The sequence below is a fragment of the Nocardiopsis sp. KDC1DS13DA1 genome, assembly GCF_055632325.1.
Window position 1 is genome coordinate 1 of the sequence record NZ_JBVMUY010000038.1, and the last position, 14870, is coordinate 14870.

The window sequence follows — 14870 nt, forward strand, 5'->3', positions numbered from 1 at the left end:
GCAATCATCCCCAGGCGTACTCGCATCTGGGACTGATCCGCTGCGCCCGACTCCTCGACCGACACCGGTAGCCCGGGCTCCTCCCGGAGCGGGACCGCCGGTCGCCCGCCCACCGCCCGCCCGGCACCCCTGACCGCCGTCCGGGGCGTGACCGTCCCGCGTCCCGGGCGGCCCCGCGGGCGCCCGTCCCGGCCCTCACCCCGAGCGGCGCAACCGCCACGCCCGGGGCTGGTCCTGATCGTGCGGGACACCCGGTTCGGCGAAGCGCGACCGCACCCGCGCGCCGCCGAGCTTTCCCCGTTCCAGGTGGATGGTGCCGCCGGTCGCCTCCACGGCGTGCCGGACGATGTCCAGCCCCAGGCCGGTCGACCCGCCGCCGCTGGCCCCGCGCCGCAGCGCCCCGGCGGGGTCGGCGAACCCGGGACCCGCGTCCTCCACGATCAGGGTCACCCACCCCGCGTGGCACACGACGGTGACCGCGAACGGGCCGCCCGCCGGGGTGTACCGGAACACGTTGCCGACCAGGGCGTCCAGCACCGCGGTGCAGTCCTCGCGCGACAGTCCGACCCGGGCGGGCGTCCCGGGAAGCCCGACCTCCACGTCGCGCCCCTGGTCCGAGGCGAGCAGGGACCAGAACCCCATCCGGTCCCGGACCGCCTCGGCGAGGTCGCACTCGCGCGGCCCCGCCTCCTCCGCGGGACGGACGTTGCGGATGATGTCGTCCACGTCCTGTTCCAACGCGCCGACCGCCTCGCGGATCCGGTCCCCCTCCGGTCCAGGCAGGGCCTCGGTGTCCAGACGCAGCGCCGTCAGCGGGGTCCGCAGCCGGTGGGAGACGTCCGCGGCCATCTCCCGTTCCCGGTCCAGGAGCCCCTGGACCCGGTCGCCGATCGCGTTGATCGACTCCCCCAGAAGCACCAGGTCGCGGGGGCCGCGTACACGGACCCGGGCGTTCAGCCGCCCCTCGCCGATCGCCACGGCCGTCGCGGCGAACGCGCCCAGGGCCTGCCGGGCGGGACGGCTGAGCCGGTCGGCGAGGGCGACCGCGGCCCCGACCGACAGCGCCGCCACCAGGACGAGGGTCGCCACGGTGCGGCCGAGTTCCGCGACCACCTCGCCGCGCGGTACGTACACCTCGACGACGGCGTCCTCCTGCGCCGGTACGGGGGCCGGGAACAGGTACGCGGTGCCGCCCTCCACCCGCACCTGGCCGGGTTCCCGGGCGTCCCCGCGCGCCCCGGTGTCCCCGGGCCGCACGTGGCTCGCGCCGACCGTCGTCCCGTCGGGCAGGTGCACCGCCAGGTGCCCCCGTTCCCCGGCCGCGGTGGCGGCCACCGCCGCGCGCAGCACGTCGGGGTCGGCGCCGGCCGCGACCACCGCCGCCACGACGTCGGACTGGGTGCGTACCCGTTCCCCGGTCCTGGCCCGGGCGTCGTTCCAGCCCCAGAGGGCGGTCACCGCGACCAGGACCCCCGCCACCAGGACGGTGGCCAGGGTGACCGCCCGGGCCAGGAGGGACCTCACTCGGGCTCCACCAGTTTCAGCCCCACGCCGCGCACCGTGCGCAGGTACCGGGGCCGGCTCGCGCTCTCCCCGAGTTTGCGGCGCAGCCAGGACATGTGCACGTCGATGGTCTGGTCGTGCCCCACGAAGGGGTGCTCGTGCCAGACCGCCTCGACCAGCTCCCGGCGGCTCACCACCCGGCCGACGTGTTCGGCTAGGTAGGCCAGCAGGTCGAACTCGCGTCGGGACAGTTCCAGGGGGCGTCCCGCCAGCGCCGCCTGACGCGTGGTCAGACTGATGGTCAGCTCTCCGACGGCCAGGTCGCCCGGGTCGGACGTGCCCACCGAGGACCGGGCCGACCTGCGCAGCAACGCGTTCATCCGGGCCGCCAACTGGGCGCTGGAGAAGGGCTTGACCACGTAGTCGTCGGCGCCGTCGTTGAGCAGACGCACGATCGACGGTTCGTCGCCGCGCGCCGTCGCCACGATCACGGGCACGTCGCTGTGCCCCCGGAGCATGCGCAGCGCCGCGGCCCCGTCCAGGTCGGGCAGCCCGAGGTCGAGGATCACCAGGTCCGGTTCGTGCTCGGCGGCCTGTCGGAGGGCGTCCAGCGCCGTACCGACCGGGCGCACCACGTGCCCCTGGCCCCGCAACGCCCGCACGAGGGCGTCGCGCACCATCTGGTCGTCCTCGACCAGTAACACCGTTGCCATGTGGTCAAGTTAACCGAACGTGAACTCCGACACGACCCCGGGAAGGCTCTCAAACAGGGAGAACGCCACTGACGGGGACGTACCGGGCGGCCTTAAGCCGAACGAGACGTTGCGTTAAGGCTGCCTTAGGGAGCGCGACACTACGGTCGTTGCACATCGCCGGTCAGTGGCCCGCGTCACAGCGCGCGGAACCCCCGTGTGCACCGGCTCCGGTCTGGCAGGGGGCGCGTCCCAGCGCCCGTCCCTCGGAGGTGTCGTGGCAGAAATCGTGATCGACGGCCTGGGCAAGGTCTACACAGACGGGACCCGCGCCGTCAACGACCTCTCACTGGACATCCAGGACGGTGAGTTCCTGGTGCTGGTCGGCCCCTCCGGCTGCGGGAAGACCACCGCGCTGCGGATGGTCGCGGGCCTGGAGGCGATCAGCGAGGGCACCGTCCGCATCGGCGACCGGGTGGTCAACGCGGTGCCCGCCCGCGACCGCGACGTCGCCATGGTCTTCCAGTCCTACGCCCTGTACCCGCACCTGAACATCTACGAGAACATCGCGTTCGGACTGCGGCTGCGCAAGCTCCCCAAGGGCGAGATCGACCAGCGGGTACGCGAGGTCGCCAGAGTCCTGGAGCTGGAGGAGCACCTGGACCGCAAACCGGGCAACCTGTCCGGCGGGCAGCGCCAGCGCGTGGCCATGGGGCGCGCCATCGTCCGCAAGCCCCGCGCGTTCCTCATGGACGAGCCGCTCTCCAACCTGGACGCCAAGCTCAGGGTGCAGATGCGGGCCCAGATCGCCCGGATCCAGCGCGACCTCGGCGTCACCACCGTCTACGTCACCCACGACCAGACCGAGGCGATGACCCTCGGCGACCGGGTGGCCGTCATGAAGCGCGGGGTCCTCCAGCAGGTGGGGCCGCCACAGGAGCTCTACGACCACCCCCGCAACCTCTTCGTCGCCGGGTTCGTCGGCTCCCCGGGCATGAACCTCATCGGCGCGGAGCTGATCCGCGAGGACGACCGGTTCCGCGTCCGCGTGGGCAGTCAGCACCTCGACCTGCCCGACGGGCTCCTGCACCGGCGTCCCGCCCTGCGCGCCTACGAGGGAAGGCGCGTCGTCCTGGGCATCCGGCCCGAGGACACGGAGGACGCCGAGATCGTCGGAGCCACCGAGAACGCCACCCTCACCTCCGTCGCCGACCTGGTCGAGGCGATGGGTTCGGACGTCCTCGTGCACTTCCCCCTGGACGCCGCCCCCGTCGTCACCGAGGACACCCGCGAACTCGCCCGGGACGCGGGCGCGGACGACGCCCCGAGCGCGGCGGAGAGCGGGGTCGTCCTGGTCGGGCGGTTCAGTCCCCGCACCCACGTCTTCGAGGGCCAGACCATCACCGTCGCCGTCGACACCGAACGGCTCCAGTTCTTCGACCCGACCACGGGCACGTCGATCTACGACTCCTGAGGAGCATCCCCTATGTCACCACGCACGTCCCGCCCCCGCCTCCCCCGCCCCGCGACCACGTCCGCCGCACTGCTGGCCCTCGGCCTGGCGCTCACCGCCTGCGGTGGCGGTGGCGGCACCGGTGCCGCCACCGACCTCGACGGCGCCACCCTGGAGATCGTCGGCCCCTGGGCGGGCGCCGAACAGGAGTCCTTCGAGCAGGTCCTGAGCCTCTTCGAGGAGCAGACCGGCGCCACCGTCCAGTACAGCGGGGCCGGGGACGACCTCCAGACCGTGCTGCAGACCCGGATCCAGGGCGGCGACGCGCCCGACGTCGCCCTCATCCCGCAGGCGGGCCTCATCGAGCACTTCGCCGAGGAGGGCGCCCTCACCCCGCTCAGCGACGACGTCGTCGCGACCCTCGACGAGAACACGGCCGGGGCCTGGACCGACATCGGTTCGGTCGACGGCACCCCCTACGGCGTCTACCTCAAGGTCGCCAACAAGTCCCTGGTCTGGTACAACGACCCGCTCTTCGCCGAGACCGGCGCCGCGCCGCCCGAGACCTGGGCGGACTTCGTCGAACTGTCGGAGAACCTCTCCGACGTCGGTGTCGACCCGCTGTCCGTCGCCGGAGCCGACGGCTGGGTGCTCACCGACTGGTTCGAGAACGTCTACCTCCAGACCGCGGGTCCGCAGATGTACGACCAGCTCGCCGCGCACGAGATCCCGTGGACCGACCCCAGCGTCGAGGTCGCCCTGGAGACCCTCGCCCAGGTGTGGGGCCAGGAGCGGCTGCTCGCGGGCGGCACCGACGGCACCCTGCAGACCGACTTCCCCACCTCCGTGGTCAACGTCTTCAGCGACGACCCCGAGGCCGCCATGGTCGTGGGCGCCGACTTCATCGGCGGAGTCGTCTCCGGCAGCACCAACGCCGCCGTCGGCGACGACGCCCGGGTCTTCTCCTTCCCCTACGTCGCGGGGGAGGAGGGCGCCGTGGTCGTGGCCGGTGACGCCGCCGTGGCCATGAACGACGACGAGGCCACCATGGAGCTCCTGCGCTTCCTCGCCGGCCCGGAGGCGGCGGGGGAGTGGGCGGCCCTGGGCGGTTTCCTCTCGCCCAACCGCAACCTGACCGCGGACGACTACGCCGACCCGCTCACCGGCCAGGTCGCCGAGCAGATCGTGACCGCCGGGGACAGCGTCCGCTTCGACCTGTCCGACCTCCAGCCCGCCGCGTTCGGCGCGACCGTCGGCGACGGCATGTGGCAGACCCTCCAGGACTTCATGGCCGACCCCTCCGACGTCGAGGGAACCATGGAGCGCCTGGAGGCCGAGGCGGCCCAGGCCCACGGCGAGTGACGCCCGGTACCGAGAGAGACCACACATGACCACGGCTGACCAGACGCCTCCCGCCGGTGCGACCGACACCGGCGGGGGCGCGCCCCCGCCCACCGCACCCGACGACGGCCGCGTCCCCCGGCTTCGCCGCCTGTTCGGCCCGGCGACGCTCTTCCTCCTGCCCGCCCTGCTCCTGCTCGCCGTGTTCCTGGCCTACCCGGCCGTGTACTCGGTGGTGCGCAGCCTCCTCGACTCCTCGGGGACGCGGTTCGTCGGGCTGGACAACTACGCGCGCATGTTCACCGACGACCGCACCCTCACCGCGATCCGCAACACCGGGATCTGGGTGCTGGTCGCCCCGGCGCTGGTCACCGGGCTGGGGCTGATCCTCGCGGTGCTCACCGAACGCATCCGGTGGGCGACCGCCTTCCGGGTCCTGCTCTTCATGCCGATGGCGATCTCCCTGTTCGCCTCCGGTGTCATCTTCCGACTGGTCTACGACGAGGACCCCGACCGCGGCGTGGTCAACGCCGCCGTCGTCACCGTCCACGACGCGTTCGCCGCTCCCTCGGACTACCCCGGCGCCCGCCCGCGCGAGGACGTCGCGGCGGCGGACGCGGCCCGGGGCGGGTTCACCACGGAGTCGACCCACGCCCCGGGCGAGAGCGTGGCCCTGCCGCTGGTCGGCGTGCGCCCCACCGAACTGCCCGAACAGGCCGCCGCGGCGACCGAGCCCGAGGGGGCCGACGGCCAGATCCAGGGCGTCGTCTGGCTGGACGCCGCCCTCGGCGGCGAGGCCGGCGCGATCGACGGCGGCGAGAACGGCATGCCGCGCGTGGCCGTCGAGGCGGTCCGCGACGGTGCGGTGGTCGCGCGCGCCACCACCGGGGACGACGGCCGGTTCACCCTGACCGGGCTGGACGAGGGCGAGTACGCGATCCACCTCGCCGAGAGCAACTTCACCGAGCCCTTCCGCGGCCTCACCTGGCTGGGCCCGTCCCTGGTCACCCCGGTGATCATCTCCTCCTGGGTGTGGATCATGACCGGGTTCGCCATCACCTTCATCGCGGCCGGGCTGGCCGCCATCCCCCGGGACGCCCTGGAGGCGGCACGGGTGGACGGCGCCACCGAGTGGCAGGTCTTCCGCAAGGTCACCGTCCCCCTGCTCGGCCCGCTCCTGCTGGTGGTCTTCGTGACCCTGGTGATCAACGTGCTGAAGATCTTCGACCTGGTGTTCGTGATCGCGCCCGGATCGGTGCAGGCGGACGCCAGCGTGATCGCCCTCCAGATGTGGCAGGTCTCCTTCGGCGCCGGGGGGGACCAGGGACTGGGCAGCGCCCTCGTGGTCCTCCTCCTGGTCCTGGTCCTGCCCATCGTGTACTTCAACATCCGCCGATTCCGCCGGGAGCGCCCGTGAGCACCACGACCCCGAAGCCGCACTCCGTCGTCGAGGTGTCGGTGTCCGGAGCGCCCAGGCGCGGCGCGGTGTCCCGGATCGTCGGCCGGCTCGGGTCGGGGACCCTCCAGACGGTCCTCGTCCTGGTGGCCCTGTTCTGGATGGTCCCCGTCCTGGGCCTGATGCTGGTGTCGCTGCGCTCGGAGGCGGACAACACCAACAGCGGCTGGTGGACGGTCCTGCTCCGGCCGACCGAACTGACGCTGGACAACTACGGCGCGCTCGTCGGCAACGAGGTCATCGTCCAGTCGTTCCTCAACACGGTCTACATCTCGGTGCCCTCGACGGTCCTGGTCGTCGGGATCGGGGCCCTGGCCGCCTACGCGCTGGTGTGGATGGACTTCCCCGGACGCGACTGGATCATGGTCGCCGTCGTCGGGCTGCTCGTCCTGCCCATCCAGGCGGCCCTGATCCCCATCTCCCAGCTGTACGGGGCGTTGGGCGTGTTCGGCTCCATCACCGGGGTCATCCTGTTCCACGTCGCCTTCGGCCTCCCCTTCGCGGTGTTCCTGCTGCGCAACTTCTTCGTGGGCATCCCCCGGGACCTGCTGGAGGCGGCGCGGATGGACGGTGCGAGCGAGTGGCGCATCTTCCGCAGGGTGGTCCTGCCCGTCGCACGCCCCGCGCTGGCCTCGCTCGCGGTCTTCCAGTTCCTGTGGGTGTGGAACGACATGCTCGTCGCCCTGGTGTTCACCAGTCCCGAGTCGGCACCCCTGACCGTGGCGCTCCGCTCCCAGCTGCGGCAGTTCGGCACCAACGTCGACATCCTGGCCTCCGGGGCCTTCCTGTCCATGCTCGTTCCGCTGCTGGTGTTCTTCGCCTTCCAGCGGTACTTCGTCCAGGGGGTCTTCGCGGGCTCCACCAAGTAGGGAGCCGTCCCGCGACCGGGCGCCCGGCCACCGCCCTCCGGCCGGGTGCCCTCCCGCTGCGTCCGCGACGTGGGACCGTCGGTCACGCGGCGCTGCCATAATGGCCGGGACGCGCCGTCAGCGGTTCCGGGGGAGGGGCCGCGTCGGGGGAGGCGCGCCGGGACGAGCGGTTGAACGGGGAACACGGGTGGTTGAGCGCACGGCGCTGGATCTGGACGCGCTCGCGGTCAGCGACCGCTTCCGGCTGTTCAACTTCACCCGACGCGACGACCACATCACCTACCTGTGGATCCTGCGGGCCGTGGACCGGCTGCGCGAGGTCCACCAGGTGCAGGTTGGCGCCGAGGACGTGGCCGCCGCCCTGCGCGAACTCGCCCGCGTCCGTCCGGACGTGTCGGTGCCCGAGCGCGGCCTGCGCCACCGGCTGGACGAACTGGCCGCCGACGGGGTCGTCCACCGCCTCGACGACGCCTCCCGCGCGGGCAACCTGGCCAGCTACCGCAACCGCCAGTCCGTCTACCAGTTCAGCGAACTCGGCTACCGGGTCTACCAGGCGGTGGAGCACGTGCTCGGCGCCCGGGTGGAGGACGTCAACCTCTCCCGCCTGGTCTTCTCCGACGTCCTGGACGACCTCAGGTCCCTGGCCGAGGCCAACCGCACCGGGCAGGCCGAGGACGTCTACCGCCGGCTGTCGCGCGTGGACGCGGTCATGGAGGACATGGGCCGCCGCTCGGCGCGCTTCCACGTCACCCTCGGCGAGATCCTGCGCTCCACCGAGGCCTCCCCGGACACCTTCCTGCGTTACAAGAACGCCCTGCTCGTCCACATGTCGGACTTCGTGGCCGAGCTCGACCGCCACCTGCCGCGCCTGGACCGCGCCGTGCACGAGGTCGAGGCCACCGGCCTGGCCACCCTCCTGTCCCGCGTGGCCGAGGCCGACGAGCGCGTGTTCATGGCGCGCGAGGAGCGACTGGAGGACTGGCGCCGCCGCTGGACGGCCGTGCGCGCCTGGTTCGCCTCCGACGGCACCGCGCCCACCCGGGCCGCCGAACTCGGTTCCGCCACCCGGTCGGCGGTCTCGGGCGTCATCGCGCTGCTGCGGCAGATCACCGAGGCCCGGCGCGGCGGGGTCAACCGCTCCACCCAGCTGCGCCACCTCGCCGAGTGGGTGTTCAACACCCCCGACGAGGGCGCCGCCCACGCCCTCATGGGCGCGGCGTTCAACGTCCGCTCGGCCCGCCACCTGGGCACCGCGCACGACGACGACGAACAGATCCCGCCCACCACCACCTGGTGGGACGCACCCGGGGTGGAGGTGTCGGTCACCCTCTTCCGCAGTGACCGGGCACCGAGCGCGGGGGTGCCCAAGCCCGTCCGCCGCAACCCCGGCGTCCGCTCCGAGATACGCCTACGCCAGGCCGGTGAACGCGCCGCCGAACGCCACGCGGCCGAACGCCTGGTCGCCGACGGCGCCCACGGCCGCGTCCTGGACGAGACCGACACCCGTGTCCTGCTGCGCCTGGTCACCCGGGCGCTGGAGTCGCGCGGCGTGGTCGCCGGACGACTGCGCTCGGCCGCCGGCTCCGACGGCGGCACGATCGTCCGCCTGGTGCCCAGCGAACGCGGCAGCACCGTCCGCACCACCCAGGGCAGCATCCACCTGCCCGGACTCCGCCTCGAACTCGCCACGAAGGGGACGTGATGGCCCGCCGCCGAGGCCCCGCGCGCACCGTCGACCCCGCCGAACTGGGCACCTACCAGCAGGCCGTGCGCCGGGTCCTGACCCACGACCTCATCACCGCCACCCGCCCCCGCCCCGGGGTGCTCGACCAGGTGCTGCGCTGGGCCGACCAGATGGCCGAGGACCTGCGCTCCCTGTTCGGGTACACGCTCATCGCCACCACCGCGCACGTGCGGCTCGTACGCGAACTGGACGAGCTCGACCCCACCCAGCGCCAGGTCTTCTCCCGCAGGGGGCGCCCCTTCGACCGCCGCAGACTCGCCTACCTGTGTCTGCTGCTGGCCGCCTTCCAGCGCTCCCAGATCGAGATCAGCCTCGGTGACCTGGTCGGCCGGTTCACCCCCTCGGCCAACGAGATCGAGGGGCTCGGCTACGACCCCACCGACTCCGCGCACAAGGCCGCCCTCGTCGACGCCGCCCACTGGCTGCTGGACCGCGGCGCCCTCCACCTGTCCGACGGCTCCCTGGAGGCGTGGGCACGCGGGTACGACCAGGCCGACGCGCTCTTCGACATCGACCACGAGATCTGCGAGATCCTCTTCCGGCCCGCCCGCCCCGTCCAGCACCTGGGCAGCGTCACCGGCCTGCTCAGCGACGCCCCGGGCGGGCAGAACCGGGACCGCGCCGCCCAGCGCGCCCGGCGCCTGCTCGTGGAGCACCCCGCGGTCTACTACGCCGACCTCGACCCCGAGGTGGCCGCCGCCCTGCGCGGCAGGGGTGCGGCCGAGGAGGTCGCGCGCGTGACCGGCCTGAAGGTGGAGCGCCGCGCCGAGGGCGTCCTGCTCGCCGACCCCGCCGGGACCTTCACCGACCGGCCCTTCCCCGGCCGCGGCGGCGCCGTCACCCGTGCCGCCGGGCTGCTCCTGGCCCAGATCGCCACCCTGTTCGAGGAGTCCTGGGCGGCCCTGGCCCACCTGGACGCGCCGTCCTGCGCCCGCGAGCACGACGACCTCGTCCGCCTCGTCGACGCGGGGCTGCCCCACCACGGCGTGGTCGGTGAGCTCGCCTGGACCGGGCCCGGCGACCACGACCCGACGGCCGGATCCCCGCCGCAGGCGGGGACGCGGATGCCCCTGGTCGAACGCGGCCGCCTGGAGGGCATGGTCGCGGACCTGTTCGCCCAGTTCGGCGCCGCCTCCTTCACCAACGCCTGGCAGCAGGACCCGCACGGGCTCCTGGACGCCGCACTGGCGCTCCTGGCCGACCTGCGCCTGGTCCGTCCCGTTCCCGGCGGCGTCCTGGTGACCCCCGCGGCGCTGCGCTACCGCAACATCCAGGGCGCCCTGCCCGAACGCGAGGACACCGGCCTGCTCCCGCTCGGCCCCCTCGCCGAACCCGACGCCGCCCCCGGGGCCGGTACCCCGGAGACCGACGCCGCCCCCGACCCCGCTCCGCACGAGACCGAAGGAAGCCGATGACCACCCGAGGGAGCGACCGCTTCCGGCCCAGCCGCGCCGGTGTGATCAACGTCTGGGACTACGTCGACGAGGAGTTCGCCTTCGCCGACGGCCGCCTCATCCTGCGCGGGCACAACGGCTCGGGCAAGACCAAGGCGCTGGAGGTGCTCTTCCCGTTCATCCTGGACGGCTACACCGACGCGCGCAGGCTCGACCCGTTCAGCGGCCAGAACCGGACGATGAAGTCCAACCTGCTCTACCGGGGCCAGGAGTCCGAGTACGGGTACGTGTGGATGGAGTTCGCGCGGCCCGCGCCCGAGGACGGCCCCGCCTCGGGACCGGAGACGGTCACCCTGGTCATCGGCCTGCGCGCCCACAAACACCGCGACGGTGTCGTTCCCTCCTTCTTCGTCACCGACCAGCGCCTCGGCGTCGACTTCGGCCTGCTCGCCACCGACGGCCGCCCCCTCACCGAGAAACAGCTCAAGACCGCCCTCGGCGAGGGCTCCCACCACACCAGCGCCGCCGACTACCGCCGCGCCGTCGACGCGCGCCTGTTCGGCCTCGGTGAGCGCTACATCCAGCTCCTCGACCTCCTCCTCGCCCTGCGCCGCCCCCTCCTGGCCAAGGACCTGGACCCGGAGAAGGTCTCCGACACCCTCGCCAGCGGGCTCAGCCCCCTGGACGAGGACCTCGTCGACCAGGCCGCCCGCGACTTCGCCAACCTCGCCGCCGTCCAGATCCGCTTCGACAACGCCACCGCCGCCGACGAGGCCGTGCGGACCTTCCTCGGCGAGTACGCCCACTACCTCACCACCAACGCCCGCCACCGGCTGACCAGGGTCACCGCGGCGGTCGACCAGGCCGCCGCGCACGGCCGCACCGTCACCGAGGCCGCCGCCGAACACCGCCGGGCCACCGGGGAACACGAGAGCGCCCGGGCCCGGGACGAGGAGCTCACCGCCCGGGTCGGAGAGAAGTCCGCCCAGGTCGCGGCCCTGGAGGCGGACGAGGCCCTGCGCGACCACGACCGCCTGCGCGAGCGCCGCCAGCGCCACGAGGAACGGGGCCGCAGGCTCGCCGCCCAGGGCACCCGGCTCGACGGCCAGGCACAGGAGATCGCCCACCTGCGCACCGAGGCCGCGCGGGTGGCCGAGCGCATCGAACGGGACCGGGCCACGGCGAGCCGCCTGGCCGCGGAACTCACCGAGACCGCCGACCGCGCCGGGATCCACCACGACGCCGAGGGCGGCGTCGACACCGGGGACGACCTGCCCACCACCGCCCGGGCCCGCGCCGCCGCCCGCCGGGGCGACGTCCGCGCGGTCGCCGAACACCTGGACGCGCTCGACACCGCCGAGGCCGCCCGCAAGCGCGCCGAGGCCGACAGCGCCCGCGCCGCCGCCGCGCTGGCCGGGCACGAGGAGGACTGCGCCCGCGCGGCCGAGGAACTCGCCGAGCTGCGCGCGGGGGCCGCCGATGCCGTACACGCCTGGCACGGGCGCTGGGACCTGGTCGACGGCGCCGGCCGCGACGCCCTCCTGGACGCCCTCGCCCACCTCGGCGAACCCGGCACCCCCACCCTGGTGGAGGTGTTCAACGAGCGGGTGCACGACGCGCAGCTGGCGATCGCCGCGCGGGTGCACGGCCTGGAGAACCAGGAGACCGAGACCGGCGGGGAGCTCGACCGCGTGCGGCGCGAACGCGACCACATCGCCGCCGAACGCGACGACGCCCCGCCCGCAGACCCGCTCCGCACCGCACCGCGCGGCGGCCGCCAGGGCGCGCCCCTGTGGCGGCTGGTCCGCTTCGCCGACGGCCTGGCCGAGGAGCGCGGCGCGGCGGTCGAGGGCGCCCTGCACGCCGCCGGGCTGCTCACCGCCTGGGTCCACCCCGACCCCGCGCTGACCCGCACCGCCCTCGACGACGGTGACGCCGACGCCTACCTGCTGCCGACCCAACCGCGCACCGGGCCGACCCTCGCCGACGTCCTGGTCCCCGAGGACCAGGCGCACGTCCCCGCCGAGACGATCACGCGCGTCCTGCGCTCGGTGCCCCTGCACCGTGACGCCACCGACCCCTCCGACACGGTCGGCGCCGTCACCGCGACCGGGGGCGTGGACACCGGAGCCCGGTTCGGACTGGGGGTGCTCGTGGGCGCCCGCCCCAAGGCCACGGCCGAGTACATCGGCGCCACCAACCGCGCCCACCGCCGCCGTGAACGGCTCGCCGCGTGCGACGCGCGGCTCGCCGAACTCGCCGGACTCCTCGACGACCTGCGCGACCGGCTCGGGCGGGCCCGTGAACGGCTCAAGGACCACGGCCGCGCCCGCGGCGACCTGCCCGACCCCACCCCCGTGGCGCGGGCGGTGCGCGCGGTCGAGCGCCACTCCACCCTCCTGGCCTCCGCCCGGTCCGACGCCGAGCGGTCGCGCCGCGAGCTCGACACGGCCGTCGCGGAGGTCGACGCCCACCGCCGCCGGGTGCGCGCCGTGGCCGCCGAACGCGCGATGCCCGCCGACCGCGCCGGCGCCGACGCCGTCGCCTCGGCCCTGGCCGACTTCCTCGCCACGGCGGACGCCCTGCACACCGCCCGGGCCGACGCCGCCGAGTACGAACGCGACCTGGCCGGGCGGCACGAGACCGTGGACCGCCTCACCGACGCGCTGGAGTCGGAGCGGGAGGAGCTGGCCCAGCAGAGCGCCGCGCACGAGGAGGAGGCCGCCGCGCTGGCCGCGACGGAGTCGGCCATCGACGCGCCCGTCCGCGAGATCCTCGCCCGCCTCGACTCGCTGCGCGCCGAACGCGACGCGCTCACCCGGGAGCGCGACACCGCCCGCAGCACCGCGCAGACCCGGCGTGAGGAGGCGATCCGCTCCGAGACCCGACGTGACCAGGGCAGGGGCGCGCTCACCCTCTCGTTGGGCGCCCTGCACGAGGCGGTGGAGTCACTCACCGAGTTCACCCAGCCCGCCGTACGCGCCGTCATGGGGATCGAACCGGCCACCGCCTGGCCCGACCGGGGCACCTGGCCCACCCCGGAGGAGATGGCCGAGCGGATCCTCACCGGCGCGGCCGACACCGTCGGCGACGCCCTCCCCGACGGAGTCGGCGCCCTGCTGGAGGCCTTCACCGCCACCGTCGGCACCGCGCCGTCGGTCGGTGAGAGCGACATCAAGTCCAGCGCCACCCGCATGTCGAACGCGCTGCGTGCCTTCCAGGAGACCCTGGGCGGGGACGCCGAGGGCTACCGGGTCGACCACGAGGTCGGGTCCACCGGCATCATCACCGTGTTCGTCAACGACGAGGACGGCCGCAACCCCGTCTCCGCGTTCGCGCGCACCATCGCCGACCGGGTCGAGGAGCAGGGCGCGCTGCTCAGGGACGAGGAGCACCAGGTCCTGGAGGACGAACTGCTCGGCGGCATCGCCCAGCAGATCCACGAACGCGTCCGGGACGCCCGCGACCTGGTCCGCGACATGGACCGCGACACCCGTGCCCGCCCGATGTCCTCCGGGACGCGCATCGGTATCCGCTGGGTGCGCGACGAGTCCCTCACCGACCGGGAGCGCCTGGCCACCCGGTTGGTCAAGCGCGACGAGGCGGGCCTGGGGCCCTCGGGCCTGGCCGAACTGCGCGCGGTGCTGCGCGACATGATCCGCGACCACCACGCCGCCCACCCGCGCGCCAGCTACAAGCAGGTCCTGGCCGCCGTCCTGGACTACCGCGAGTGGTACCGGTTCGAGCTGCGCCTGGCCGTCCCGGGCCAGGAGGAGGTACGGCTCACCCGGAACAAGCACGAGCAGATGTCGGGCGGGGAGAAGTCCGCGGCGATCCACCTGCCGCTGTTCGCCGCCGCCAACGCGCTGTACTCCTCCGCCGCCCCGACCTGCCCGCGCGTGGTCGCCCTGGACGAGGCGTTCGCGGGGATCGACGACCGCTACAAGCCCGAGCTCATGGGGCTGACCGTCACCTTCGGCCTGGACATGTTCATGACCGGGCACGACCTGTGGGTGCACTACGACACCGTGCCGATGGCCGCCCACTACGACATGCACCACGACAAGGGCGCGCACACGGTCTCGGGGCTGCTCATGCTGTGGGACGGGGACCAGACCATCGACGCCGACGCCGGGTTCTCCGGCAACGAGGAGCTGGCCGCCGAGCTGTTGGGCATCACCCCCAGCCGGTTCGTGCCCCAGTCCACGGCCGGGACCCTGCTGGAGGAGGCCGGGGCGTGAACCCCCCGCCGTGCTGCCCGGGGAGAGTGTTCCCGCACCGTTGCGCGCGAGGAGTTCACCCGCCCTCGCAGGGGCGGTCCGGGTTTCCTCCGTCGTGCGCCTGCACCAGCCGGTAGGTGTCCTGTCGGCCGTCGGCGTGGTGGCCGGTGGTGCGGCTGACGCGGGAGGTGTTCGCCT

Annotated in this window: 9 protein-coding genes; 7 read left to right on the top strand and 2 right to left on the bottom strand. The window is 73.9% G+C overall.

The window, feature by feature from the left end; all coding sequences use genetic code 11:
• Positions 1-195: 195 nt before the first annotated feature.
• Both ACTVAJ_RS24750 and ACTVAJ_RS24755 read right to left on the bottom strand, forming a co-directional pair.
• On the bottom strand, positions 196-1524 hold the full coding sequence (locus ACTVAJ_RS24750; protein WP_470390657.1) for a sensor histidine kinase: 1329 nt from the start codon (positions 1522-1524) through the stop codon (positions 196-198).
• Positions 1521-2216: a response regulator transcription factor gene (locus ACTVAJ_RS24755; RefSeq protein WP_470390658.1), complete on the bottom strand. Its 696-nt coding sequence runs from the start codon at positions 2214-2216 to the stop codon at positions 1521-1523. The genes ACTVAJ_RS24750 and ACTVAJ_RS24755 overlap by 4 nt, the downstream gene beginning before the upstream one ends.
• 256 nt (positions 2217-2472) lie before the next feature.
• Here ACTVAJ_RS24755 and ACTVAJ_RS24760 point away from each other — a divergent pair, with 256 nt between their 5' ends.
• The 7 genes from ACTVAJ_RS24760 to ACTVAJ_RS24790 all read left to right on the top strand — a co-directional run bounded on the left by ACTVAJ_RS24760 (position 2473) and on the right by ACTVAJ_RS24790 (position 14693).
• Complete coding sequence (locus tag ACTVAJ_RS24760; protein ID WP_470390659.1) at positions 2473-3669, top strand: ABC transporter ATP-binding protein; 1197 nt, start codon at positions 2473-2475, stop codon at positions 3667-3669.
• 12 nt (positions 3670-3681) lie between these two features.
• Entirely contained in the window at positions 3682-5010 is a 1329-nt protein-coding gene (locus ACTVAJ_RS24765) for an ABC transporter substrate-binding protein (protein ID WP_470390660.1), read from the top strand.
• A gap of 25 nt (positions 5011-5035) precedes the next feature.
• Positions 5036-6406, top strand: coding sequence for an ABC transporter permease (locus tag ACTVAJ_RS24770; protein ID WP_470390661.1), 1371 nt, complete (start codon positions 5036-5038; stop codon positions 6404-6406).
• Entirely contained in the window at positions 6403-7314 is a 912-nt protein-coding gene (locus ACTVAJ_RS24775) for a carbohydrate ABC transporter permease (protein WP_470390662.1), read from the top strand. The genes ACTVAJ_RS24770 and ACTVAJ_RS24775 overlap by 4 nt, the downstream gene beginning before the upstream one ends.
• A 187-nt stretch (positions 7315-7501) precedes the next feature.
• Positions 7502-9016 carry a TIGR02677 family protein gene (locus ACTVAJ_RS24780; protein ID WP_470390663.1) on the top strand — a complete coding sequence of 505 codons (1515 nt, stop codon included), beginning with the start codon at positions 7502-7504 and terminating at the stop codon, positions 9014-9016.
• Positions 9016-10473: a DUF2398 family protein gene (locus ACTVAJ_RS24785; protein ID WP_470390664.1), complete on the top strand. Its 1458-nt coding sequence runs from the start codon at positions 9016-9018 to the stop codon at positions 10471-10473. Before ACTVAJ_RS24780 ends, ACTVAJ_RS24785 begins: the two co-directional genes overlap by 1 nt.
• Positions 10470-14693: a TIGR02680 family protein gene (locus ACTVAJ_RS24790; RefSeq protein WP_470390665.1), complete on the top strand. Its 4224-nt coding sequence runs from the start codon at positions 10470-10472 to the stop codon at positions 14691-14693. The genes ACTVAJ_RS24785 and ACTVAJ_RS24790 overlap by 4 nt, the downstream gene beginning before the upstream one ends.
• Positions 14694-14870 lie beyond the last annotated feature (177 nt).